Source organism: Trichocoleus sp. AS-A1, assembly GCF_039962015.1.
Lineage (GTDB): Bacteria > Cyanobacteriota > Cyanobacteriia > Cyanobacteriales > FACHB-T130 > FACHB-T130.
In genome coordinates this window covers 60,573-85,903 of sequence record NZ_JAMPKG010000028.1, presented here as the reverse complement: position 1 = coordinate 85,903, position 25,331 = coordinate 60,573, and the positions used below count along the sequence as shown (strand labels likewise).

The window sequence follows — 25,331 nt, the reverse complement described above, 5'->3', positions numbered from 1 at the left end:
GGATTATGAGCTGTATTCAGAGATCAGCGAAGCAATGATTTATGGTTCTTTGATTCGTCTCATGGTCAGACGACTAGCTGCTTAAGATTTCCTTTATAAATTAGCTCTTAGGGTTAGCGACACTCTACACGAGTTTTTTTAGTATTTTTGTCAAAGCTCGATTAGAGAAATTGCGAGTCATCTATTGCTTTAGGAGCCCCTTATATTTTTGGAACCTAAGAATTATGTAAATAGGTGATAAATTGTCATTCTTGCTTGTAGGAATCTGAATTCATCAATACTGCCACAGGATTCTGCAATGTATGACGTGTATTTAGCTACTGACAAATCAAGCCGCTCATTGCTTATAGGCGATTTAATCATCCTATCTTTAGCTGCTAAAGTTTTTCATCTATAGCACCTCTAGACTCTTTAAAAGCGGTCAGAAAATAAGTTATCAGTTGCATATCTCTAGTTAGAGAGCTATGCGTGTACTCTCATGAAGAAGATACTTCCTGGATATCTAAAAGATTGGGTAGAATCTCCAGAAACATGACTTCTGAAGTAAGCTCATCCGAATAAAACTTTGATTAAGTTATTTGCTGAAAAAGCCCGTGACGAGGATTGAACTCGTGACCTCACCCTTACCAAGGGTGTGCTCTACCACTGAGCCACACGGGCAGTTTTATAAGTTATAAACGTTAAATTTTGAGTCGGTTATCTTAATTAAAGAATAACTCAAAACTTATGGCTTAGAACTTTTGTTGCGTGGTGGGCCGAGCTGGATTTGAACCAGCGTAGGCATAGCCAGCGGATTTACAGTCCGCCCCCATTAACCACTCGGGCATCGACCCATCTGTTCCACGATTAATAATCGTAGCACAAGGTTTGGGAAATGCAAAAGTTTTTTTGAAAATTGATTTTATAGCTGTGGAAAAAGTGACGGACAGTGCAAGTAGCAGGATGAGAGCGGGAATCTACATCGCTTATTCCTACATTGATCCCTGTCTTCTGAATCAGCCACCAGAGCGCGTGGCATTTCTCGTAGCGATCGCTCGACTGGGAAAGTCACTTTCATCGTAAATTTCGCCAACCAGCTCCTCCAGAATGTCTTCCAGCGTGATCAACCCTACCGTGCCCCCATACTCATCGACGACGATGGCAATGTGAAGGCGTTGTTGCAACATATCCTTCAGTAGATTGGCGGCTCGTTTCGTGTCCGGCACGTATACTGGCGGGTCCATCGCCTCTGTCACCAAGCCATTATCAATCCCTTCTTTTTTCAAAAACCTCAGCTGCTGGAGCGCTCGCTTCAGGTGAACAACGCCGACAATTTGATCCTTAGACTCCTCCTGCACGGGAATACGGGAATATCCTGTCTCCAGACACAGATTCACAAACTCCTGCAACGTCGCTTCATGAGAGATTGTCCTCATGTCAATCCGTGGCTTAACCAGATCGCGGGTGCTGAGACTGTCTAGCATCAAGGCTTTGTTCAGCAGCTGGTGTTTGTGTAAATCCAGATGCCCCTTGCCTCCCAAAATTTCAATCATCAGATGGAGGTCTCTTAAAGACTCTCCCTCTTGAACAACACCCCCCTGAAACAGGCGAATTACCCGCTGAGTAATTTGCTCAAATAAATAAATGAGCGGGCCGAGAACGATAGATAGCAAGTAAATCGGGCGAACGGCAAACTTAAAAACTGGCATCACATTGTTGATTGCCAGAGATTTAGGGGTAACTTCTCCAAAAATCAGCACTAGAAAAGTAACAACAGCAGTAGCAATTCCCAATCCTGCATTCCCTAACCAGAGGGCAAATAAGTTACTGGTCAGAATTGCTGAAAAATTATTAACTAGATTGTTACCGACTAGAAGGGTAGTGATAAACCGACCCCGATTTTCTAAGACCAGCGCAAACATCCGGCGCGGGTCTCCTTGCTCTTGAATCAGCGCCCTGAGTTTAAGGTTGTCGAGGGCTGTAATCGCCGTTTCCGAGCCGGAGAAAAAAGCAGAAAGCAAAAGCATCAATCCCAGCACCGCGATATCGAGCCAAACACTTCCTAAAAGGGGACCCAGATCGGAAGTAACTAGAATATATGACTGAACGGGTAAAACAATCACGGGAAGCTGTAAAAGGCAAAAGTTAAAAAGCAAAAGGAAAAAGAAAGATTTTTCACTTTTGCCTTTTTCCTTTTAACTTTAGAGTAGCTCACCTGTTTCTTGTAGGGAGTGCAAACGTCGGTAAATTCCTTTGCGGTGCAGTAGTTCAGCATGGCTACCGACTTCTACAATTTGACCTTGATCGAGAACTACAATTTTGTCTGCTTCCCGGATGGTACTAAGTCTGTGAGCAATGATAATGGTGGTGCGGGTGCCGAGGATGCTACGCATTGCTAACTGAATTGAGCGCTCAGATTCGTAGTCGAGGCTAGAAGTTGCTTCATCAAAGATGAGGATATCTGGATCGACCAAGAGTGCCCTAGCAATTCCCAAGCGCTGTCGTTGTCCCCCAGACAGCCGCATTCCCCGCTCTCCAACAACGGTGTAGTACCCTTGCGGCAGATGCTCAATGACTTCGTCTACTCTGGCAATGCGGCAAGCTTCCTGAACCTGTTCAACCGTAGCTTTGGGGTTGCCATAGGTAAGGTTTTCAAGCAACGTCCCGTTGAAAATATCTACTTCCTGGTGAACAATTGCCAGACGCCGCCGATAGCCAGTGACATCCAAAGTGCGAATGTCTTGACCATCCATTAAAATCTGACCTTGATGGGGTTCAAAATACCGGAACAGAAGCTTGACTAAGGTAGACTTACCCGACCCCGAACGCCCCACCAGCGCTACAGTTTGATAAGGTTCGATGAGTAGGTTAATGTTTTCTAAAACTGGGCGATCGCTGTCATAGCCAAAGCTCAGATGGGAAAATTCGACTTTGCCGGTAAATTGATAGGACAGTTCAGAACCACGAGAATCCTGAGTTCCTCCTTCTGCCGTCTGCGTTCTGGTTTGAGACAGAATGACCCCATCTACGCCTACAGGTAGGTGCATGAACTCGTGGAACCGGAGCATGGAGGCATAGCGACGAGCAAATATCTCAGCGAGGTTACTAATAGGTTCTAGCTCCGAGTAGGCCATGCTGGAGATGGTCAACGTAGTAACGAAGTGTCCTAGTGAAATTTTTCCCTGTAAGGTGGCGTTGAGGGTCAAACCAAGCACTAAAAAGACACAAAACTGGATGATCGTCCTTTGGGAAGTAGCTAGGATGACGTAACCTCTATGAATGCGGTAGTCAACAACTTTGAACTCCCGCTCTAGACGCTGTCGTTGACGCTCCAGTTCCGTCTGTTCGGTGGCAAAGGCTTTGACGGTTTTAATGTTGGTAATAATTTCCGAAGTACGACTTTCGGTATTTTCCTGATATCGATCCAGTTTCTGTTCGCGATCGCTCAGTTGCTTGAGGTCTTTGAGGGTGAAGCTGAGGATGAAGATGAAGGAAATTAGGAAAATTACGGCAATTCGCCACTCAATTAGCCAGATCATCGCAAAGATACCCAGCACCCGAACGAGTTTGGGAATCAACTGTCCGGCGACTTCAGGATAAGTCCAGGTGTGATTAGCGAGTCCTCTAGCAACTCGTCCGGCGATTCGTCCGGGGTTGTTTTCTTCGTAAAATTCTAGCGGTAGAGTGACGATTTTTTCGAGGACTTTTATGCTGTGGTCTCGACGCGATCGCAAGGCTGTATCCCAGTGAAACCAGATGCCGAGCCAAGGCTGAATGGGCGCTCTAACGACGGTGACTAACAAGATTAATCCCATTAGCACTGAGAGGGAAAGGAATCGATTTGCCGGTAAGTTGCTAACTTCAGCGATGAGAGCGATCGCATTTTGCAATCCCCGATCCAGCGGTTGACCGGACAGTACGTTGAGAATCTGCCCAATTGTGTAAGGAACTACCAGATCGATGATTTCAAAGAGACTAGATGCCGCAATACTTAAAAGCGCGACGATTCGATATTTTCGGTAATAACCGAGGATATCCCGAATGCTTGCCATAATTCTTTCTTGATGAAAAATAGCCAATAAAAAATTCCAGAGTCAGGCTCAAAAAGCGACTCTAGAAAAACTTGTATCTTGCATTCAGCAACTCCATATCGCGGCTACACGTACCAAACCCATCTCCGTGGGTTTGAAAACATTTCACTTGTCTTTAGTCAAGCAAAAGGTTGGTGTAGTCCTATGCAGCCTGAGGCAAAAGATACGCGAAAGACATTTTGGGTTGAATAACAAAGTGACTCCCGAACAAGGAAGTTTTACAGGAGCTTTGAGATAACCTATCGATTGAACTTATGGCTTCATCAGCATCGGTAGTGGCCTCGGTTTAGTAGCGAGTTACATAGCGTAGGCTGAGTGAAGTGCCCACCAAACAAGAAAAGCAATACCACCCAAAACCAACACAGATGAGATAGCGATCGCTTTTGGGCTATCAGCTCCCTCGAACTTCATAATTCCACGGTTCAAGTCTGACATAAGGCTGCGATCCTCCTTGATTCGGAGCTAGACAACAATTTGTAAACATATCTTAACCCATGACTAGGTTAGCGGCTGAGGGAGGATTCGTCTATCACCCGAATGGGTCATAAATGGGTTGGGTTAAGATGGGAGCGACTTTTAAGACTGCAAAACTGAAGTGCTGCAAGATTTAAGCTAGATCGGGTCACGATCTATGTACATAGGGGATTATCCGTGAAAATTGTGCTGATTGTTTTGGCAGTTGTTGTAGGGTTGGTACTGGCGGTAGAGGTGGGATTGCGGCTGCTATTTGGCTTTGGAAATCCCTTGATTTATATTGCTGATGAACAGATTGGATATTTATTAGCGCCAAATCAGCGGACTCGCAGGTTTGGCAATCTGATAGAAATTAATCAGTATTCAATGCGAAGCCCAAAAATCACGGAAACTCGCCCTGAATCTACGCTGCGGGTGCTGCTGTTGGGAGATTCCATTGCGAATGGTGGCTGGTGGACAGATCAGGCTGAGACGCTTTCAGCCATGATGACTCAACAGTTGCAATCCTCTATTGATGGTAAAACTTTTAAGCAAATAGAAGTTCTCAACGCTTCAGCGAACTCTTGGTGTCCGCGCAATGAATTAGCGTACTTAAAGCAGTTTGGTACGTTCGATGCTCAGGTAGTCGTGTTGCTGATTAATACTGACGATCTGTTCGGGACTGCGCCAACTTCAATCCCGGTGGGGCGCGATCGCAATTACCCCGACCAAAAACCGCCCCTAGCGCTTGTAGAGGCATTCAGCCGCTATTTGTTAAAGGCACCGCCAGTACCAGAGATGAAAGCAGTGAACGCGGAATCAGGCGATCGCGTTGGGTTTAATCTAAACGCCATTCAAGAAATCCACACAATCGCAGAGCAAAAAGGTGCCCGTTTTTTACTCGCAATGACGCCCCTAAAGCGAGAAATCGGCGAACCGGGTTCTCGTGATTATGAACTGAAAGCGCGACAGCGCCTTATCGATTTAATCCAAAACCAACGCCTTACCTATATAGATTTTCTGCCCATTTTCAACTCAAAAGAGCAGCCAGAAACTCTGTACCGAGATCATATCCATCTCAGCCCTCAAGGAAATCAGCTGGTTAATGAAGAAATTGGGCGATCTCTCAGTCAATTAAAAATGCAAAATTAAAAATTAAAAATTGCGGAATTTTTACTTCGGTAGTGGTAAAGCATAGTGTTAATTAGTAGAACCTTAGTTTCACAAAGGTCTCCAAACTAATTATCGCTACTTCTAAAACACACCTTCCATTTTTAATTTTTAATTTTTAATTCTTTAGAAGGAAACGGCTACAGATGGAGAACTCAGACACCGACAATCCCAGCCTGGTTGCTGCCAAACTTGACCATCGAGAGCCATCTGATCGATCAAACTCGCCAGACGCAAAGCTTTAAGCGCTTGTTCGCCGCCTACAGAGGGTTGATTCCCACCGCGCACGCAGTTAACAAAATGCTCTAACTCCGCGTGAAGCGGCTCAATATTACTGGTGTAGACTTTCTCAATTAACCCATCCTGTCGGTAAAGCACCTGACCATAATCTGTCATATAGTTGGCAGTCGTTTGCCGGTGAATCAGAATTTCATTGTTGAGGAAATCTGCCTCAGTTAGAGAATTTTTACAATGGGCAGCAATGCGACGAATTTTGCGGTGTGTCACCTTACTGGCTGTTAGCGTGGCGACAATTCCGTTGGCAAAACCTAGGGTAGCAGTCACGTAATCTAAATAGCCGGAATCAGAGGCACGACTACCACTGGCGGTCAATTTGACTACCGGCGCAGCGGATAGTTCTAGCAACAGGTCAATATCATGGATCATCAGATCCAAGACGACAGAGACATCGTTAGCCCGTTGCGAGTAAGGACTCATGCGATGAGCCTCTAGGGCAAGCAATTCTTCTGTTTTCAGAACTTTGCTGAGTTCTTGAAAAGCCGGGTTAAACCGCTCAATATGTCCTACTTGGAGAATCGAGTGCGATTCGGCTGCGGCATTGACGAGGGATTCAGCCTCGGCAATACTGGCGGCAATTGGCTTTTCAATCAAGACATGAATCCCTGCTTGCAGGCAAGTCATGCCAACCTCATGATGCAGCCTTGTCGGAACGGCAATGCAGACAGCGTCTACATAGGGGATTAAGTCATGATAGTTTTCAAAAAAGCGAGCGCGATACTTACTCGCAGTATCCAAACCCCGCTCAACATTAATATCTGATACACCAACCAGTTCCACATCTTTAAGCAGACTCAGAACGCGGGTGTGATGCTGTCCCATATTACCGACCCCAATCACGCCAACGCGGATCGGTTGCGGCTGGTTACGCTGCTGATGAGCGTCTGGCTGTCTTGCTGGCATGCTATCTTGCACTCCTGTATGCTCCTCCACCACTAGGATTAAATCAATTGGCAACGTTTAGTCGCCTGAGACGATCCAGATGGTATCATAGTGCCTTCTTTTGTGAAGAATTTCAAAGCTGTGTCTAACTTTCTCAAATTCGTGAGATTTATCTTATCTTCCATTTTGTTGAGGTTTGTAAATTAGTAACTGGTAAATGTGTCACTTTCTCTCCCGTCCATTTGGTGAGGACTGAGGGCTGAGGGCTGAGGACTGAGAGTTGAGGACTAAGGACTGAGGACTAAGGACTGAGGGCTGAGGAATTTAGTAGCCAGTAAGCGGTCAATTATCAAGACGTGATGGTGGGAAACATCTGAAAGTTGGCAGAAGTAAAAATCTGGGGATGAGGGGGCTGGGAAGTGAAAGCGGTTGTTTTGTTGTCTGGGGGGCTAGATTCTTCGACGGTACTGTATCAAGCAAAGGTTGATGGCTGTGAGTGTTATGCCATCTCATTCGATTACCAGCAGCGACACCAGCGAGAGTTAGAGTCTGCGACAGCGATCGCTCGCCTCGCTGGTATACGAGAACATCAGGTAGTGGTGTTTGATTTGCGTCGCTGGGGCGGTTCTGCGCTCACAGACAGTGCCATTAACGTACCAGAAGGGCGATCGCTTGATGAAATGGATCAAAGTATCCCCGTGACCTATGTCCCCGCCCGAAATACCATCTTTTTGAGCTTTGCCCTCGCTTATGCAGAAACCATCAATGCCCAGCGGGTTTATATTGGCGTTAATGCTTTAGATTATTCCGGCTATCCCGATTGCCGTCCCGATTATATCCAGGCAATGCAGGAAGTCTTTCGGCTGGGAACGAAACAGGGACGAGAGGGACAGCCAATTAGCATCATGACGCCCCTGATAGACCTGAAAAAAACGGAAATCATTCAGCTTGGAAATCGGCTAGGCGTTCCTTGGGAGCAAACTTGGTCTTGCTATACCGGGAGCGAAGTGGCTTGTGGCGTCTGTGATTCCTGCCAGTTGCGTCTAGCTGCTTTTGCTGAGCTAGGATTACAAGACCCCCTTCCTTATGCAGCAAAGAGTCACTAAAGTTGGGGATGTTCCTGCCGTAAACGAGAGGCAAGTGAAAATCCAAACGAGATCATTCAAAATTTCTGCTGAATCCTGATTCCTGATTCGTTATTTCTGATTTCTTGGTGTCATCCGCTGCAACCTTGGCATCTGAGACATTTGAATCTGAGCCATCTGAATCTGACATATTGGAGACATCAGACCCGTTAGCTTCATTGCTAGCAACTGTCGCCTCTCGTCGGTGAATGCGAATTTGGTGCAGGCGAGGACCCTCGGCGGAAACGATGGTCAGCTCAAGGTTGTCAAAGCGCAAGGTTTCACCTTGGGTAGGAATTCTCTGATAGTGGTAAAGCACGAAGCCGCCCAAGGTTTGGTATTTATCAATCAAGGGCAAGTTGAGATCGAGAAATTCGTTGACTTCTTCCAAATTCATCTGTGCTTGCACCAGAAAAGTTTGCTCATCCAAAATTTGCACAGCTAACTCTTCTTTATCCTCAGCTTTTGGCTCGTAGCCGATAATTTCAGCAATCAAATCCTCAATTGTTACTAACCCCGCGGTGCCGCCAAATTCATCCACAACGATCGCCATTGCCAGGTGACTTCGCTGCATCATCGGCAAAAGTTCGCTTAAAGGCTGTCCTTCCGGCACAAATCGAGCGGGTCGAATCCAAGGCTGAATTGGTGTATCTAAAGTTAGTTCGCCTTTGGCTAGAGGTTCAGCTAACTCTTTGAAGTAGATAATGCCGCGAATATCGTCAAGGGATTCTCCTGTGACGGGATAGCGGGAGTGACCCGTGGTAGTAATTTCATCTAGAAAGATTTGAAAAGTGGCTTCACAGGGAATAGAGGCAATGCTGGTGCGGGGAACCATGACTTCTTCCGCCAACACCTCACCAAACTCAAACACGTTGTTGAGCAACTCTCGTTCTTCAGCTTCCAGTCCCGTAGATTCGCGCTCTGTGGTGATAATCATTTGCAATTCTTCGGGGGTAACGCGCGTATACCAGCCTTGTCCAGTGTACTGAATGCCTACCAGCCGCAAGAGTAAGCGTGTCGATTGGTTGAGAATCCAGATGAATGGGTTGAAAAAGCGGGCGATCGCTCTGATTGGCAGTCCCAAAAACCTTGCCATCTGTTCTGAGTAAAGCAGTGCCACTGATTTCGGGGATAGTTCACCCAAAACAATTTGTAGATAGGCAATCAGGAAGAAAGCAACTGGCACCGAAAGGGAATGAGCGATCGCTGCTTTGACCTCCCAAGATAAGGGTAAGTGCGCGATTGAAGCAGACACGAGGATTGCCATTGTACTCTCACCAATCCAGCCGAGAGCCAAACTAGACAGAGTAATCCCCAGTTGAGTAGTAGAAAGCAGCCGATCGATGCTACCTTGCAAGTTTTGAACCGTTTTTGCTTGAATATCGCCCGCTTCGACTAGTTGATTGATGCGCGATCTCCGCACCGAAACTATCGAAAATTCAGCGATGACAAAAAAACCATTAATCGCAATCAGTAGTAGCACCGATAATAATCGCAGCAAAACGTCTTGCGCGGTGAGCCTAGGAAAAGCATTCACCGTCAAGATCGCCAACACGGGGGTATCCATCCGTAACCAGGGTATTGGGTATTGGGTAATGGGCAACGAATTGTCGGTAATCGGTCGTCGGTAATAAGTAGTGGGTAGAATCCTCTACCCCCTGTACGGTCATCATACAGAGACAGCTCCTATTACCGACCACTTAACACCTAACGCCTACTTCACCACTGGAATTCCAGACATTTTCAGCTGGAGTTTTTGATCTGGATAATCTGTCAGAGTCAATGAAAGCTGCTTAGCGTCTTCCAGTAAAGCCGTGGGAATACTCACCGTCCCCGAAAAGCTTTGCCCATTCGGTGGCAATTCTCCTGGCAGCCCTTCAGTCACAGCACTTAAAGCTCGACCTTGGTCGTCCGTTACATTTAAGAAGCTATACAGAAACCGTACAGCATTCCCTCCTTCATTCTTCAGGCTCACATTCAGCAACAAAGAACCTCCTTGCTGACGCGCTGAGCCTATCTCCAGCTTCACGCCCTTGTCCTGACTGGTAATCGGGAAATTTTGCTGTTTACTGTCCTGCTCAGAGGTTTCCTCAGGAGTGTTAGGCTTGCTGTCGCTTGTGGTTTCCGCTTCCTTCTGTTCAGGCTTAATAACAGGTTTAGCCTTGCCGCTCATTTGTGCTTTGACACTTGCCAGGATATCAACCTCGCGCAAAATTGCTACTCCTTCTTTACCAGGAGTTGCCCGCTTAGTCCCAGCTAATTTATTGGTAGGGCGCACATCCGGCTGCGTTACTCCTTTAAGGGCTTCATGACCTACAGTAAACCCCCACATCGCACTTACAAAGCCAGCGCCTAACATCATAGCAAGCAAAATTAACGTAAGTGCGACAGTTGAATTTAGTTTCATTGGTTGCTCAAGCTACAAAAATTGCCGCGACACCGATCAACTGCTATACATAGCTTACGACTGACAGCAGTGGAACCTATGATAGCGAATTGGTTAATGTCACGCTGCTAATTTATCTCTATTTTAGAAAACAGCGCTTATAATTTATTATCAGGAATCATACTACGCATCCGCTTTCGAGTGGACTTAGCGTGCATAATTGTATAAAATAACAATCCAGCCAGCAATCTTGGCAACGAAATCAATCACGCGCCCTTGGCCGATTGGGGAGGCAGCGAACTCATAATTCGCCTTCAGACTGGTTCGATTCCGGTAGGGCGCATTCCTATAAATTCGGTATTCTTTGAGCAAATTCCCTAGAATCGCTCTATGGGGAAGTGCAATGCGCTCAGGATAAATGCAGTTTACTAGCGGCTGGCGCTCCTCAAGAACCTAATTAATTTAAGTATCTCGGTAATTTACTTTGATCGAAAATTTCAGCAAAACCTCTGATAAATCAAAGGTTATCAAAGGCTGGAAAGCAACTGAACAAAGTAAGTTGGAACCTGAATTTCAGTTCAAAAAATAGAGTTTATAAAAAACAAGCCCCTATTACTTTGTTTAAATCTTGAACTTTAAAAAAAGTAGAAGGAAGAAAGACAAGCAAAGATTGTTTGTCTTTTCTTCTTTTCTGATTTAAGGCTGTGGGGGATTCTCAAACACGAACTCGCTGCCTGTTACGGGTCTACCAGTACCAGTAACGTTTACATTGATAGCTGGGCTTTGCAGAATTGATGAGTTGAAAGGATTCGGGAGATCGGGAGTGCGAATAATAAAGTCACTGGAAGTTTGCTGCCAGAGTAGCTCCCGGTAAAGGTTATCTACTGTCTTAGTGTCTCGCTCGATTTCGTTTTCCGGAAAGCTAGGGCCAATGATGAAATTCAGATCCCGTCGGTAAGATTGGTTGCCGAAAAAGTCTCCAGAGGTTTCACTGATAGCTCGATTAAACAAGTCTGGAATCGAGTTAAAAGTTCCTGACTGGGAGTTAGAGAGTGTTGGCTGAGCGATCGCGCTAGAGGCAATGACAGTCGTAGCGGCACTGAGAACCAATACACTCATGAAATTAGTCAAGCGCATTCCCATCTCGTCCCTCAACTTTGGCTGAATACTATTCTTCAGTTTAAGTTTAGGATGATTGTTGGTCAAATTGTAATCGCTCTACTCTTTTTCTCTCCTAGTGATGATCCACGAAATCCAATCCCAAACTGATTTAACTGGCTCTTGTGCTACTGCCGATCTCACAACGCTACGCCAGCAACTGCTGGATTTATTTTGCCATGTGGCTTATAAAGAGGGAGATTTTGTACTGTCTTCGGGGCAGCGCAGTTCTTACTACATTAATGGCAAGCCAGTCACACTGCATCCCCAAGGAGCTTTGGCAACGGGTCGTATTCTGTTATCGTTGCTGCCGATGGATACCCAGGCCGTTGCCGGATTGACGCTGGGAGCCGATCCGATTGTGACAGCGGTAAGTGTAGTTTCTGCTTATGAAAATCGACCGTTACCGGCGCTAATTATTCGCAAAGAAGCAAAGGGACACGGCACACAAGCTTATATAGAAGGCCCGATTCTCCCTACAGGTGCGAAAGTGGTCGTTTTGGAAGATGTTGTCACGACAGGGCAATCTGCCATGAAAGCCGTTGAGCGGCTGCGAGATGCCGGATACAGCGTTGATGAAGTGATTTCGCTGGTAGACAGGCAGCAGGGGGGAGCGGAGTTTTATCAGTCAGTTGGGCTAAAATTTCAGGCAGTATTCTCGATTCCAGAAATTCAAGAGCGATCGCGCCAACTCAGATAAGGTTTTTTAACGCAAAGGAAGCAAAGGTTTTCGCAAAGTAACGCAAAGTAATTATCCTCTGCGTTACTTTGCGTTTAAAAGAACTAGCTTTGGGTTACTGGTTCTTTCGCCAAAAACTTCTCTAGTTCTGTCAAAGCATCGGCATCCACTTTTGTCTGCATTGGGCAGAATTTGGGGCCGCACATCGAGCAGAATTCAGCAGTTTTGTAAATATCTGCTGGCAGAGTTTCGTCGTGATATTCTTTAGCGCGTTCGGGGTCGAGGGACAATTCAAACTGGCGGTTCCAGTCGAAGTTGTAACGGGCTTTAGAAAGTTCGTCATCTCTGTCCCTTGCCCCCGGACGATGCCGTGCAATATCAGCAGCATGAGCCGCAATCTTGTAGGCGATTAATCCATTCCGCACGTCTTCAGCATCCGGCAGTCCCAAGTGTTCCTTGGGTGTCACATAGCAAAGCATTGCTGTACCGTACCAACCAGCCATTGCTGCACCAATCGCGGAGGTGATGTGGTCGTAACCGGGGGCAATGTCCGTTACCAATGGCCCCAGCACATAGAAGGGCGCTTCCGAACACTCTTCCATCTGCTTTTTGACATTGAACTCGATTTGATCCATTGGGACGTGTCCTGGCCCTTCCACCATCACTTGCACGTCATGTTCCCAGGCTTTGCGGGTCAAGTTTCCTAACGTTTTGAGTTCGGCTAATTGAGCGGCATCTGAGGCATCGTGCTGACAACCGGGACGCAGGGAATCTCCCAGACTGAAGGAGACATCGTATTTTTTGAAAATTTCGATGATGTCTTGGAAGTGGGTATAAAGCGGATTTTGCTTGTGATGATGCAACATCCACCGTGCCAGAATGCCGCCGCCACGCGAAACAATCCCGGTGATGCGATCGCGCACTAAAGGCAAATGCTCAATTAATATCCCAGCGTGGATGGTTTGATAATCTACCCCCTGCTGGGCATGTTTCTCAATGATGTGGAGAAAGTCATCGGCGGTGAGGTTTTCAATCGTGCCGTGGACGCTTTCTAAGGCTTGATAAACTGGCACGGTGCCAATGGGAACGGGGGAGGCGTTGATAATTGCTGTGCGAATCTGATCCAGGTTGCCGCCTCCAGTGGACAAGTCCATAACGGTATCAGCGCCATATTTGACTGCCAGCTTCAGCTTATCGACTTCTTCATCCAGATTGGAAGAGTTGGGAGAAGCGCCGATATTCGCGTTCACCTTACACTTCGAGGCGATGCCAATCGCCATCGGTTCTAGGTTGGTGTGGTTGATGTTGGCAGGGATAATCATTCGTCCTCGCGCCACTTCATCCCGAATCAGCTCAACTGGGAGCTTTTCCCGCTGTGCTACATACTGCATTTCTTCAGTAATCACACCTTGACGGGCGTAGTGCATTTGAGAGACGTTGCTCTGTCCACGCCGCTTAGCGATCCATTCAGTCCGCATATTGAATTCCTCAATTAACAGCTTCCCTCCGCCGGTATTAGCCGGACTCAGGTTCTAAGGGTGTAATCTCAGCCTGTGAATCCAGGCACCCCTAGCTTGATTGACAATATTACCATCAAGCTCCGGTTAGGGCTGGAAGGTTCCAAAAACTTGATATTTTGCATCACTCTGTGAGGTGGCTACAGAGCGATCGCGTTTGAGTCAAGTCAAATTTGGAGTATGCACAGCGATCGCCTACTGATTACCAAGCTGCAAGAACATCACGATCAGCAGATTGTTCGCAATACTTTCTAATTAGAGCTTTGGCAAGCTCGCGCCTTTCTCCTGTGAATAAATTGAAAACAATTTCTTCATCTTTAGAGTAAAGATGCAATAATCCAAAATTTTTTACCCGTGAATAAAGTAAGGGAACGCCTGCAATAGCTAGTAAAGCCGCCTTCTTTTTATCACGCTCTTTTGCTTCAGGAGAGTCGTGATATTGGGATTGAAACTCTACGACTAAACAAGGTTTGTAATCATAGTCTGTTATTAAAGCATCAACGCTGGAGCTAAAGAGAAATTTTCTTAATTGCCAGTCTAGGGTACTATCTAGTTCACAAAATTGGCATAAGCTTACCTGTGTATGGATTTTATAATTTACTTCTACACAGGTTTGTAGAAACTCCAGCATCCTTTCTTCATAAGGATTAATAAGCCTCTTTGGTTTTACAGACATTACTATTGCTCCATTAATATTTTTGCAAAGTAACCAATAAATTCTTTGAGGACTTCACTGGATGTTATAGATGCCTGCCAAGTATAGGGGAAAAGTTTATCTTCACTGAGTATCAGGTAACTGCTATTTTCACTCAGGGCTTCAATCCGAACTTCATCTCTAGGAATAATTTCGCTGTCAGGAATAACAGAGCAAAAACCATAAATACCGTCGTCAACCATTCTACATTTATTAAGACTAACTTCGCCTATTGTCTTTTCTTCAACTTGCATTACATCCCAGTATTCGACAGGAAGTGAGTTTAAGAAGACATCTTTCTTACTAGGTAAAACCCAGAGTATTCCTACTGGTGAAAGAGTAACACCTGGATCTTCTATAATGTCTACCAAATAACCTACTTCTAGAATATGTCCCTCTAAAACATCTTTGGGAATAGATATACATAAACCCTCTTTGCGTTGGGCTAACACAAGTTGATAGCGTTTAGCTCCTTTTGCTGGATTTTTGAGTCTATACCCTAGGTATTGAGATGCCTGACTGACTTTAAACTTTTCGTTGAAACCAAGCTGACTTAGCAGTTTAGTAGCTAAAGACATCAAATCTTCTCCGCCTTGAATCACCTGAATATTGGTCGAAACCAAACGGGGGATTCCGTTTTCTACCTCAAACCGCTGAATGACATCATAAACAGTCTTTGACATTGGCTATATCCCAAAAACCTTATCTAAGGTTCATGGAATCAGCTTAACCCCGTTTTTGAGATTTGCCAAGAGTCTTGGATAAGAATTTTAGATTTTGGGCAAGAGGCTCTAATTGCCTAAGGACTGAAGTCGCGGCTACACAAACAAAGCCTGCGTATGCAGGCTTTGAGAGTCTGCATACGACTTTGTTCGTCGTGTATCCACTGGCTTACTGCCTGCGGCAACTCAAACGCGATCGCGTTTGAGTCAAATTTGGAGTATGTACAGCGATCGCCCTCGCCTATCCCCTTACCTATCCACAAGTTAGGATTTTTGAAACTGCGATCGCTCCTACGACTAATTACACTTCATCAGAGTTAACTTTCAACTGACGTAAGCGTTCCGCTAATTTTTCAGTACGTTTTGGTTTTTCGTTTAATAGGGGTGATAATAAAAGCGATCGCTCATTGCCAAGCAGCATTTATAAAGGCAGATTATAAGGAAAACTAACTTTTAAAAACTAACAACTAAAAAGAGCGGGTCAAATATTTGACCCGCTCTTTTTGGTGAAGTAAATTGTAATTGAGAACATTTCTTAAGCCTTCGCGGATGGATCGGGAAAGTACCGACGCCCAATTGCTCTGACATGACTTTCTTGCTCCTCGCCGAATCATCAAGCCTTATGCAGTTTCCAACCAGTCATAGATTTGATCTAACTGTTCCAGCGTTACTAAACCGTATTGCCATAAGATCATTGGCAATGGGCCGGGATCTTGCTCCCGACGCCGCAAAGCGATCGCAATCGATGCCTTGGATATTGCTAAATCTTCTTGAAGAAAACGGAGAAATCGAGAAAAATTCGTAGGTGCCATGATGGCTTTTACCCCCTTTGTTGAATCTATTTTGTAATTTAAACCTTGGTTTGTTGAGTAACGGTAGTCAGTATTTTATCTGTCCACCTTTACTCGACTCCTTTTATACTATTTTGCCGCTACTCACTGTAACGCTAGTGTTTCAGATCACCAGCCTGGTGTGACAATTACGGCAGCCGGTATGGGTATTAACAGAAGAATGCTCATACTAGATTCAGGACTTTAGGCATCCCTTCCGGGCTGACCTAGAGAATAAGACTAAAAACTTAGGCTCACTCCCCTTTTTTCTGAAATCTTAGCCGACTGTTGCTAGTGAACTTTGCTTAATATTTTCTTTAGCAATTCACTGAAATCCCTCTGTATTAAGAGAGATTTGCTTGCCTAGAGCGTCTATGCCTCTCACCTCACACCAAATTCCAGGCAAAGCACTCTCATTCTTGGAAGAACCATGTCTCTGGAAGCGAGAATCTAGGTTTAAGCGTAACAATAATTGAAATTTGCAGTCTTAAACTCTCTCTTGGGAAAGAGTAGCTTATTTTTGCGACAAATAGGTTAAAAGAACGAGTAAATTTTTAAATCGTTTCGATAAGGACTATAAAAGACAGCCAAAAAGTCGGTCTGTCTTAGTATTGAGTTACTGAATGGTCACGCGATCGCCTGCCTTCAAACCGAGTTCCGCAGCGCGTCCTCCCCGGAGTTCAATTACCTGGTTAACGGGCGTATTGGGACCATAGGTGGGGCAAAGACTGGTTTTACAGGGAGGGACATCGGCAACGATCGCTTTCACCACTCCATCCAGCATAAAAACCATATCCAGGGGGATGAGCGTATTCTTCATCCAGAAATTGATCGGTTGCGGTGGGTTGAAAAGAAATAACATCCCGCGATCGTCCGCCAAAGATGTTCTGTACATTAACCCCATTTGCTGTTGTTGGGGTGTCCGCGCTACTTCTAGCTGAATCACCTGACCTGCCATCGTTGCCTTGGCTGAAATTGGCAAAGTTTGACCCCTCTTATTCTGTGCGGGTGATGCTTCCGGTGATGAGTGCGCTTGTTGTGCAGGGGTCGTCGGTGCTGATGTCGGTGCTGATACTGGCGACGCCTGCTGCAATGGTTGCGCGGGTTCCCCACTCTGAGAGGAGGTTGATGGCACCGATGCCGAACATCCCATCAGCAAAACTGCCAGCATCATGACGACTAAACTTGCCTGCTTTTTCACATTGCGATCGCTTTTGGCAGATGTGCTTAAGCGCTGCTCTCTCCAGTCCAAATTCATCCTTAATCCTTGATATTTACGCCCAAAACTCAAAACCTAAGCTTCTCGCAAAACATATCCGACACCTCGCACTGTCTGAATTAGGCGCTTTTCGCCCTCTTCTTCAATTTTGAGACGTAAATAACGGATATACACCTCAATCACATTCGACTCTCCCATAAAGTCGTATCCCCAAACATTTTCTAGAATCTGTTCGCGGGTTAAGACCTCACGGGGATGCGACATCATATATTTTAGAAGTTCAAATTCCTTCATTGTCAGGTCAATTACTCGCCCATTCCGCATCGCTCTGCGAGTAGACAAGTCTAAAACCAGTTCGCCAAACCGTAACTGTTCGCTAGCACCCGCTTCCGGCTGTAAGTAGAGGCGCACCAGTTGCAAAAAAGCGTCTGTGCGATAGGGTTTGAGGAAGTAGTCATCGGCACCCGAATTTAGACAAGCAACTCGATCTTCTACAGTATCGCGAGCCATCAACAGCAGCACTGGCACGCGAGAACCGGCATTCCTCAGTTGGTTGCACAATTTCAGTCCAGAATCTCCTGTTAGCACTCGATCTACGACGACTAAAGCTGGCTGAAGTTCGCAAGCTTGATGAAAACCACTGGTGGTGTCTGGTGCAACCACAGTTGTATATCCAGCCTCTCGCAAATCCATGCTGACACGTTGGACAAGAATTTCGTCGGTTTCGACAAGTAAAACACAGGGAGTGCGGTCAAAAGTAACAGGAGACATAGGCTACATTGGGGCGCTTTTGCTGCGTTGTTATCTCAGTTTAACTACACTGGCAAGCGTTAGCTGCTTCCTTCAATGTAGGTAAGTATTCATGCTTAGTATAAAACACAGGATAGGGAGAGCGAGGGGCAAGTAGCGATCGCCTAAATAAGTTGCCAGACCTAAGATTCCCCTAATTCCCCGATAACTTGAGGAGAACCGGAAAAATCTTCCTTGAAAACAGGGATTTAGGGGGAAAACGATTGTTAGGGTACATAACGACAGGAAACCCCCTTCTAGATGCAAAGTTAGCATAATTTAATTTTCACAAAAACTCTTGTTTTTACTAATAAAAAAAGCAGTTTAATCAGGAGCGATCGCTTTCTTCATCAATTCTTTATAAAAGTCTACTCAGGCTTTCTTCAACCAGACTGGAAGACGCGATCTCTCCCCTTCCTCGGAGCCGGGATTTTGCAAATTTTGTCTAAGTCTTGCCTTAAATAAATGCAAAGCAGGTTTCAGACTGATGGCTTAGCTTTGCTCAATTAAACTACTAATCTCGGTTAAAATAGATTCTGACTTCTTGAGGAAATGACTGCTATGGAACAAAAGACGTCGTTACAGTCTTGCACTTTCATAGTTTTAGTTACTTCCGAAAACGAGAAAGTCTGCAAAATAGATTAAGCTGATCGTTCAAAGCCTAACGCAACTACCTATTCCTAAAGACGCCGCCATCTATGACCAGCCCCTTCTTGACTCGCCTCCACAGTCCTGAACGTCCTGTCATCGTCTTCGATGGCGCAATGGGAACTAACCTCCAAACACAAAACCTTACCGCCGCCGACTTCGGAGGGCCAGAATACGAAGGTTGTAACGAGTATCTGGTACACACCAAACCAGAAGCGGTAGAGAAGGTGCATCGGGACTTTTTGGCAGTCGGTGCCGATGTGATTGAAACAGATACTTTTGGCGGTGCCTCGATTGTGCTTGCAGAGTACGACCTGGCGGATCAAGCCTACTATTTAAATAAGAAGGCGGCGGAACTGGCGAAGCGCGTGGCGGCGGAATTTTCGACCCCAGAGAAACCCCGGTTTGTAGCGGGTTCGATAGGGCCAACGACCAAGCTGCCAACGCTGGGACATATTGACTTTGACACACTGCAAGCTTCCTTTGAAGAGCAAGCTGAGGCGCTTTACGACGGCGGCGTCGATTTATTTCTTGTCGAGACTTGTCAGGATGTGCTGCAAATTAAGGCAGCACTGAATGCAGTTGAGGAAGTCTTTCAGCGTAAAGGGGAACGACGCCCGTTAATGGTGTCAGTGACGATGGAAGTCATGGGTACAATGCTGGTCGGTTCTGAGATTAGCGCCGTGGTGACGATTTTGGAACGTTACCCGATTGATATTCTCGGACTGAACTGTGCCACGGGGCCAGATCGGATGGCTGAGCATATCAAGTATCTTTGCCAGCACTCGCCGTTTGTGGTTTCCTGCGTTCCTAATGCTGGCTTACCCGAAAACGTTGGTGGTCATGCTCACTATAAGCTGACGCCGATGGAATTGCGGATGGCGCTGATGCACTTTGTAGAAGATTGGGGCGTGCAGATAATTGGCGGCTGTTGCGGCACGCGCCCTGAGCATATTCAACAATTAGCAGAAATTGGCAAAACTCTAAAGCCAAAAGAGCGCCACTTTAGTTATGAGCCTGCGGCGGCGTCAATTTACAGCGCCCAACCTTACGAGCAGGATAATTCATTCCTGATTGTGGGCGAGCGGTTGAATGCGAGTGGTTCTAAGAAGTGCCGCGACTTGCTGAATGGGGAAGATTGGGATGGGTTAGTGTCTTTGGCGAAGTCGCAGGTGCGGGAAGGCGCGCACATCCTCGATGTCAACGTGGATTATGTCGGGCGCGATGGCGTTCGGGATATGCATGAATTAGTGTCACGGCTAGTAACAAATGTGACAATACCCTTGATGCTCGACTCCACAGAATGGGAAAAGATGGAGGCGGGTTTAAAGGTTTCCGGAGGCAAGTGCCTGCTGAATTCGACTAACTATGAAGATGGAGAGGAGCGCTTCTTCAAGGTGTTGGAGTTGGCGAAGAAGTACGGTGCGGGTGTTGTAATTGGGACGATTGATGAGGAGGGAATGGCACGGACGGCTGAGAAAAAGTTTGCGATCGCACAACGTGCCTATCGTGCCGCTGTCGAATATGGCATTCCCGCCCACGAAATATTTTTTGACACCCTCGCCCTGCCGATTTCTACAGGTATCGAAGAAGACCGAGCGAATGGAAAAGCGACCATTGAATCCATCCGCCGCATTCGAGAAGAACTCCCCGGTTGCCACGTTATCTTGGGGGTTTCTAACGTTTCCTTTGGTTTAAACCCAGCGGCGCGAGTCGTCCTGAATTCCATGTTTCTGCACGAAGCGATGGCGGTGGGCATGGATGCGGCAATTGTCAGCGCCAGTAAAATTCTGCCCCTAGCGAAAATTGAGCCAGAGCATCAAGAAGTCTGCCGCAAGTTAATCTACGATGAGCGGCAATTTGATGGGGACATCTGCACCTACGATCCGCTGGGAGAATTGACAACGCTATTTGAAGGGAAAACAACGAAACGCGATCGCTCTGGTGATGAAAATCTCCCTGTAGAAGAACGTCTAAAGCGTCACATTATCGACGGCGAACGCATCGGCCTAGAGGAACAACTCACCAAAGCTTTAGAGAAATATGCGCCTCTGCATATCATTAACACCTTCTTGCTAGATGGCATGAAAGTAGTAGGCGAGTTGTTTGGTTCCGGACAAATGCAGTTGCCTTTCGTATTGCAATCGGCGGAAACCATGAAAGCAGCAGTGGCATATTTAGAGCCATTCATGGAAAAGAAAGATGCTGGAAATAATGCCAAAGGAACTGTAGTAATTGCCACCGTGAAAGGAGATGTCCACGACATCGGTAAAAACTTGGTGGATATCATCTTGTCAAACAATGGTTACAAGGTGGTTAATATTGGCATCAAACAGCCTGTTGATAACATTGTTGATGCTTTTGAGCAGCACAAAGCTGATTGTATTGCAATGAGCGGCTTGCTGGTAAAATCAACCGCTTTTATGAAAGAAAACTTGGAGGTTTTCAACCAAAAAGGAATTACCGTCCCCGTAATTTTAGGCGGTGCAGCGCTAACTCCTAAATTTGTCCATGAAGATTGCCAAAACACTTACAAGGGTAAGGTGATTTACGGCAAAGATGCTTTTTCAGATCTGCATTTTATGGATAAATTAATGCCTGCAAAATCTTCTGGAAATTGGGATGATTTGCAGGGATTTTTGGATGAAGTTGAGGAAAATGGTCATGCGCCTATTTTAGAGGAGGCGTCTCGTGTGCCATTAGAAAATAGCACTCAAGAAGCTCAACCTGTAGAAGTAGATACGCGGCGTTCTGAGGCTGTGGCAATTGAAATTGAGCGTCCAACTCCGCCTTTCTGGGGGACGAAATTATTACAGCCTGAAGATATCCCGTTAGAGGAAGTGTTTGAGTACCTGGATATGCAGGCTTTGATTGCTGGACAGTGGCAATTCCGCAAGCCGAAGGAACAGTCTCGTGAGGAGTACAATCAGTTTTTAGAGGATAAGGTTTACCCAATTTTGAAGGAATGGAAACAACGGGTTGTAGAGGATAATTTGCTACATCCGCAAGTTGTTTACGGGTATTTTCCGTGTCAGGCTGAGGGAAATTCGCTACATTTGTACGATCCGGAGTTTATAAACCGCAGAGGCGCAGAGGAAGAGAAAAGAGAGGTTGTGGCAACGTTCAATTTTCCTCGTCAGAAGTCTATGCGCCGTTTGTGTATTTCTGATTTCTTTGCACCTGTGGAGTCGGGACAGGTTGATGTATTTGCGATGCAAGCGGTGACTGTGGGGGATATTGCGACGGAGTTCGCGCAGAAGTTGTTTTCAAATAATCAATACAGCGATTATTTGTATTTCCACGGCTTGGCGGTGCAAACAGCGGAGGCTGTGGCGGAGTGGCTTCATGCCAGAATCCGACGGGAGTTAGGCTTGGCTGCATCGGAACCGGATAATATTCGGGATATTCTGGCGCAGCGTTATCAGGGGAGTCGGTATAGTTTTGGATATCCGGCTTGTCCGAATATTCAGGATCAGTATAAGTTGTTGGAGTTACTGGGAAGCGATCGCATCAACCTTCACATGGATGAAAGCGAACAACTGTATCCCGAACAATCTACGACTGCGATTATCGCCTATCACCCCGCAGCTAAATACTTTAGCGCTTAAACAGTAAGGTGTAGGGTGGGCAACGCTCACCTTACATATCATTAATTATTCCAAAACAAATTAATTGGGCTGTCAAGATTATCTGCAATTACCCAGACTTGTTAAAACAGATAATCGAGGATCGTGTTGTGCTAGATTGCGATCGCGCGGCGACTGGGTATGAGAATCGCTTAAAAATAATATCCAGCGAACGGAAAATGAATCTAGGAATTTGTAGGTAAATATCAGTTATCTACAGAGGAGTTTCTGTATCGCTTTGAAAACGCTCGGATTCAACACAGGCTAGATATACAGTTTGATGAGCAAATTGGATAATCTCCGATGCTGAAACGGCTGTGCAAAAAGCCAAACAGTTTCAAAGGAGTCAAGTTTACGCAATGTACAGCTTTAGAGATTAGAACTCTTCTTTTTTAAGGAGAATCTAAATTGGTACAGTTTATACCATTTGAGATTTTAAATTTGAATTGTGAAAGCCTTGCCTCTAGGCAGTTTCAATAATTCAAATTTTGCATCGATCAAGCCTAATGGTATTACGTATGCGCTCCCTAAACTCTGCTTTTTAGGAGGGATAAGAAAAAGTTGCACATTGCGTAAGTTTGTTAATTGATTACTTTCAGCAACTTCTTGAGTATTGTACTTCCTTCGATAGAGACACAGACATCAATAACATGAAAGAGCCAATTTTTGACCCAATTCAAGCTGTACCAGGCTGTTGTCCGCCAGTTCCAGAGTCAATAATGACGGCAAATCGCTACGAACTCAGCAACATCAAAATGCAGATTCATGGAGAGCTACCAGATGATTTGCAGGGTCACGTCTTTATCGTCGCTCCAGTAGGCTCTGTCAACTCCGGAGATGCTCCAGATGCTGACGGAACTTCCCTCTTGGCTGGCGATGGGATGATTTATCGGCTTGACTTTGATCGCCAAGGTGAAGTGGGGTTGAAAACACGGCTGGTTAAGCCGCCCTGTTACTACGCCGATAAGGCGACCCGACCTGGCAGCGAGTATGTCAAGTATCAATTTCGCAATCATGGCATTTCGCGATTTTCTCTTTCTCTTGGCTTCCGCAACGAGTTGAATACAGCTTTTCTGCCCATTAAATTTCGAGACGATGCCAACGAGCGTCTGCTAGTAACCTATGATGCTGGTCGTCCCTACGAAATTGACACCGAAACGCTGGAGGTTGTAACTCCGATCGGAGCCAATACAGAGTGGCAATCCGAAACTTCCTTGAAGTTTCCCTTTCCACCCGTTTTGAGTACCGCACATCCGGTTTTTGACCCTGAAAAAAGCGAAATGTTTACGGTCAATTACGGTAAATCAGTAGCGAATATTCTCCAAACCATTCCCTTAATTTACGATCTGGATGAACTTCCAGAACAAATCGAGGAACTCCTCAAAGAACTTGCCCGGTTTATCGAAGCGCAAGACTTTGTGCAAGATTTTCTCAAGACATTCTCTACCATCTCTCAAAATCTCTTGGAATTTTATATGAGGTTGCTTGAGAGAACTACCAACATAGAATTTAAAGATTTCGTCTATTTGATCCGTTGGGATGGTGTAAATAACTTAGAGCGCTGGAAGCTGGTATTACCAGATAGAACCCCCGTCAAGATTAAGCAAACTATCCATCAGATTGGGTTGACAGAAGATTATCTGGTGCTGATGGACACAGCCTTCACGACTGGGGTAGAGCAGTTGCTCAGTAACCCTATCCCCAAAAGTAAGGCGACCAAAAGACTCATCAGAGACTTACTTACACTTCGAGAGTTAGCTGATTCTGTCGTGTACATCGTGCGCCGCGCTGACTTGAAAGCGGGACAGCGCCCAGCGTGCAGTCAGCAAGAAGTTGAAGTTGTCGCACGACGGGTTGTGATTCCCCTGGAAGCGGCTCATTTTCTGTTGGATTATGCGAATCCAGATGGAAACATTACCCTCCACGCATCTCATATTTGTGCTTGGGATGTATCTGAATGGCTCCGCGAGTATGATGTCTCTGCCTACAATCCTAAGATTTCTGTCCCGTCTCGCCTGTGTGGGATGCAACACGATGAGATGGACATCAGCCGGATGGGACGCTATGTAATTGATGGAGAAAGCGGTCAAATTTTGGAGTCGAAGGTAATTTCCGATGCTGAGTGTACCTGGGGCGTAGGACTCTATGCTTATCGCCATCTCTTGCCATCAGGTAAGCCTCCGAAACATCTGGATAATCTTTACTGGATCTCTTTTGGGCTATGGAAGCAGTTGCTGACGCAGTTTGTCTTCGACCTGTACAAAGACTATAAGTATCGGGTAGTACCGCGGACGGAGATGCTTCGCCTTGCAGAGGCTGGTATACCCGCTTCTTTGTTCCGGTTAAACACCTCGTCGGAGGAGTCGCTCAAGATTGGCGATCGCTATCAGTTCCCTGCTGGCTATATTGTCAGTTCGCCGCAGTTTATGCCACGCCGCAACAGCGAAGAGAGTTCAGAAGATAGTTCAACCGACGGTTACATTGTTTGCACCGTTTTCACGCCAGACGGCAACGAAATTTGGATTTTCGATGCTCAAAATCTGGAGGATGGTCCCCGGTGTAGATTGAGCCATCCTTCACTGAAGTTTAGCTTGACGATTCACACAGCGTGGTTGGAAAAAATCGCCCCCCGCACAGCCACGTACAACATCCCTGTGCGTCAGGATTACAAGAACTTAGTGAAGCAAAAGTCTCAAGAAATCCAGGATCTATTTGAAACTGAGGTATATCCTCATTTTGAGCCAACTTCGCGATCTGCCTGTTGAGTGAAGCCCTAAATACGCCTCACTGTGTATCGGAAAATATTTTAAGGTAGTAACTTCGTATACAGACGCGATATGTCGCGTCTGTATCTATCTTGGGATAGATTTTTGATATATAAGATTAAGGATGAGGTATTTTTTTGTTTAAAAGCAGTTTCGCAAATACCATTCCACTTTATGCCTGCAACAGCGCTCTCTAGAGCAGCGGCTTGTAAACACGGCGATTGGGGCACAGCCCGATCCTCACGGCATCCGAAGAGCGCATCCGCGCCGCTAGGCGATCGCGAGCGTAGCTGTAGCATTGA

Annotated in this window: 20 protein-coding genes, 3 tRNA genes and 1 riboswitch; of the genes, 7 read left to right on the top strand and 16 right to left on the bottom strand. The window is 45.9% G+C overall.

The annotated features are described in order from the left end of the window. Positions 1–588: 588 nt before the first annotated feature. The 5 genes from NC994_RS20130 to NC994_RS20110 form a co-directional block, all read right to left on the bottom strand. A tRNA-Thr gene (locus NC994_RS20130) sits at positions 589–660 on the bottom strand. A gap of 88 nt (positions 661–748) precedes the next feature. Then, positions 749–833: transfer RNA gene (locus NC994_RS20125), tRNA-Tyr, on the bottom strand. Positions 834–995: 162 nt separating this feature from the next. After that, positions 996–2,102, bottom strand: coding sequence for a CNNM domain-containing protein (locus NC994_RS20120; protein ID WP_190433199.1), 1,107 nt, complete (start codon positions 2,100–2,102; stop codon positions 996–998). A gap of 78 nt (positions 2,103–2,180) precedes the next feature. Continuing rightward, a complete protein-coding gene (locus NC994_RS20115) occupies positions 2,181–4,031 on the bottom strand; it encodes an ABC transporter ATP-binding protein (protein ID WP_190433197.1) in 1,851 nt (616 codons plus the stop codon). A 336-nt stretch (positions 4,032–4,367) separates the two neighbouring features. After that, complete coding sequence (locus tag NC994_RS20110; RefSeq protein WP_190411922.1) at positions 4,368–4,505, bottom strand: hypothetical protein; 138 nt, start codon at positions 4,503–4,505, stop codon at positions 4,368–4,370. A 216-nt stretch (positions 4,506–4,721) separates the two neighbouring features. Between NC994_RS20110 and NC994_RS20105 the strand changes: the two genes are divergently transcribed. Beyond that, positions 4,722–5,675 (top strand): GDSL-type esterase/lipase family protein, encoded by a 954-nt coding sequence (locus NC994_RS20105; RefSeq protein ID WP_190433195.1) that lies wholly within the window; start codon positions 4,722–4,724, stop codon positions 5,673–5,675. Positions 5,676–5,819: 144 nt separating this feature from the next. On the opposite strand, the gene NC994_RS20100 is transcribed toward NC994_RS20105, so the two are convergent. Then, entirely contained in the window at positions 5,820–6,893 is a 1,074-nt protein-coding gene (locus NC994_RS20100; protein WP_190433210.1) for a Gfo/Idh/MocA family oxidoreductase, read from the bottom strand. 398 nt (positions 6,894–7,291) lie between these two features. On the opposite strand from NC994_RS20100, the gene queC reads away from it, so the two are divergent. Next, positions 7,292–7,978: a 7-cyano-7-deazaguanine synthase QueC gene (gene queC / locus NC994_RS20095; protein WP_190433193.1), complete on the top strand. Its 687-nt coding sequence runs from the start codon at positions 7,292–7,294 to the stop codon at positions 7,976–7,978. A gap of 52 nt (positions 7,979–8,030) precedes the next feature. Here queC and NC994_RS20090 read toward each other — a convergent pair whose 3' ends face one another. From NC994_RS20090 to NC994_RS20080, 3 genes are read right to left on the bottom strand one after another with little or no spacing between them, the layout of a single operon-like run. Beyond that, a complete protein-coding gene (locus NC994_RS20090) occupies positions 8,031–9,563 on the bottom strand; it encodes a hemolysin family protein (protein WP_190433185.1) in 1,533 nt (510 codons plus the stop codon). Continuing rightward, positions 9,517–9,669 (bottom strand): hypothetical protein, encoded by a 153-nt coding sequence (locus tag NC994_RS20085; RefSeq protein WP_190430177.1) that lies wholly within the window; start codon positions 9,667–9,669, stop codon positions 9,517–9,519. The genes NC994_RS20090 and NC994_RS20085 overlap by 47 nt, the downstream gene beginning before the upstream one ends. 41 nt (positions 9,670–9,710) lie before the next feature. Continuing rightward, a complete protein-coding gene (locus NC994_RS20080) occupies positions 9,711–10,403 on the bottom strand; it encodes a hypothetical protein (RefSeq protein ID WP_190411926.1) in 693 nt (230 codons plus the stop codon). A gap of 249 nt (positions 10,404–10,652) precedes the next feature. Between NC994_RS20080 and NC994_RS20075 the strand changes: the two genes are divergently transcribed. Further along, positions 10,653–10,725: transfer RNA gene (locus NC994_RS20075), tRNA-Met, on the top strand. Positions 10,726–11,078: 353 nt separating this feature from the next. Here the strand turns inward: NC994_RS20075 and NC994_RS20070 are convergent. Beyond that, on the bottom strand, positions 11,079–11,519 hold the full coding sequence (locus NC994_RS20070) for a hypothetical protein (RefSeq protein ID WP_190433184.1): 441 nt from the start codon (positions 11,517–11,519) through the stop codon (positions 11,079–11,081). A gap of 103 nt (positions 11,520–11,622) precedes the next feature. Here NC994_RS20070 and pyrE point away from each other — a divergent pair, with 103 nt between their 5' ends. Then, positions 11,623–12,240 carry an orotate phosphoribosyltransferase gene (gene pyrE / locus NC994_RS20065; RefSeq protein ID WP_190433183.1) on the top strand — a complete coding sequence of 206 codons (618 nt, stop codon included), beginning with the start codon at positions 11,623–11,625 and terminating at the stop codon, positions 12,238–12,240. An 83-nt stretch (positions 12,241–12,323) separates the two neighbouring features. On the opposite strand, the gene thiC is transcribed toward pyrE, so the two are convergent. The 3 genes from thiC to NC994_RS20050 form a co-directional block, all read right to left on the bottom strand. Beyond that, positions 12,324–13,697 carry a phosphomethylpyrimidine synthase gene (thiC, locus tag NC994_RS20060; protein WP_190433182.1) on the bottom strand — a complete coding sequence of 458 codons (1,374 nt, stop codon included), beginning with the start codon at positions 13,695–13,697 and terminating at the stop codon, positions 12,324–12,326. Between the two features lie 6 nt (positions 13,698–13,703). Further along, positions 13,704–13,800: riboswitch (TPP riboswitch) on the bottom strand. A 138-nt stretch (positions 13,801–13,938) separates the two neighbouring features. After that, the gene (locus NC994_RS20055) at positions 13,939–14,412 is read right to left on the bottom strand and encodes a DUF2726 domain-containing protein (RefSeq protein WP_190433181.1); all 474 of its coding nucleotides are present in this window, start codon (positions 14,410–14,412) and stop codon (positions 13,939–13,941) included. Positions 14,413–14,414: 2 nt separating this feature from the next. Then, positions 14,415–15,113 carry a hypothetical protein gene (locus NC994_RS20050; protein ID WP_190433180.1) on the bottom strand — a complete coding sequence of 233 codons (699 nt, stop codon included), beginning with the start codon at positions 15,111–15,113 and terminating at the stop codon, positions 14,415–14,417. Positions 15,114–15,269: 156 nt separating this feature from the next. Here NC994_RS20050 and NC994_RS20045 point away from each other — a divergent pair, with 156 nt between their 5' ends. Then, positions 15,270–15,473: a hypothetical protein gene (locus tag NC994_RS20045; protein WP_190433179.1), complete on the top strand. Its 204-nt coding sequence runs from the start codon at positions 15,270–15,272 to the stop codon at positions 15,471–15,473. Positions 15,474–15,772: 299 nt separating this feature from the next. Here the strand turns inward: NC994_RS20045 and NC994_RS20040 are convergent, their stop codons facing one another. The 3 genes from NC994_RS20040 to nblR form a co-directional block, all read right to left on the bottom strand. Further along, the gene (locus NC994_RS20040) at positions 15,773–15,964 is read right to left on the bottom strand and encodes a DUF2949 domain-containing protein (RefSeq protein WP_190411931.1); all 192 of its coding nucleotides are present in this window, start codon (positions 15,962–15,964) and stop codon (positions 15,773–15,775) included. A gap of 634 nt (positions 15,965–16,598) precedes the next feature. Continuing rightward, positions 16,599–17,135 (bottom strand): DUF192 domain-containing protein, encoded by a 537-nt coding sequence (locus tag NC994_RS20035; protein ID WP_190430465.1) that lies wholly within the window; start codon positions 17,133–17,135, stop codon positions 16,599–16,601. Positions 17,136–17,276: 141 nt separating this feature from the next. Beyond that, entirely contained in the window at positions 17,277–17,972 is a 696-nt protein-coding gene (nblR, locus tag NC994_RS20030; RefSeq protein WP_190411932.1) for a response regulator transcription factor NblR, read from the bottom strand. A 716-nt stretch (positions 17,973–18,688) separates the two neighbouring features. Here nblR and metH point away from each other — a divergent pair. Together metH and NC994_RS20020 are read left to right on the top strand one after the other, a co-directional pair. After that, entirely contained in the window at positions 18,689–22,246 is a 3,558-nt protein-coding gene (metH, locus tag NC994_RS20025) for a methionine synthase (RefSeq protein WP_190433177.1), read from the top strand. 668 nt (positions 22,247–22,914) lie between these two features. Then, positions 22,915–25,029 carry a carotenoid oxygenase family protein gene (locus NC994_RS20020; protein ID WP_199299484.1) on the top strand — a complete coding sequence of 705 codons (2,115 nt, stop codon included), beginning with the start codon at positions 22,915–22,917 and terminating at the stop codon, positions 25,027–25,029. Positions 25,030–25,331 lie beyond the last annotated feature (302 nt).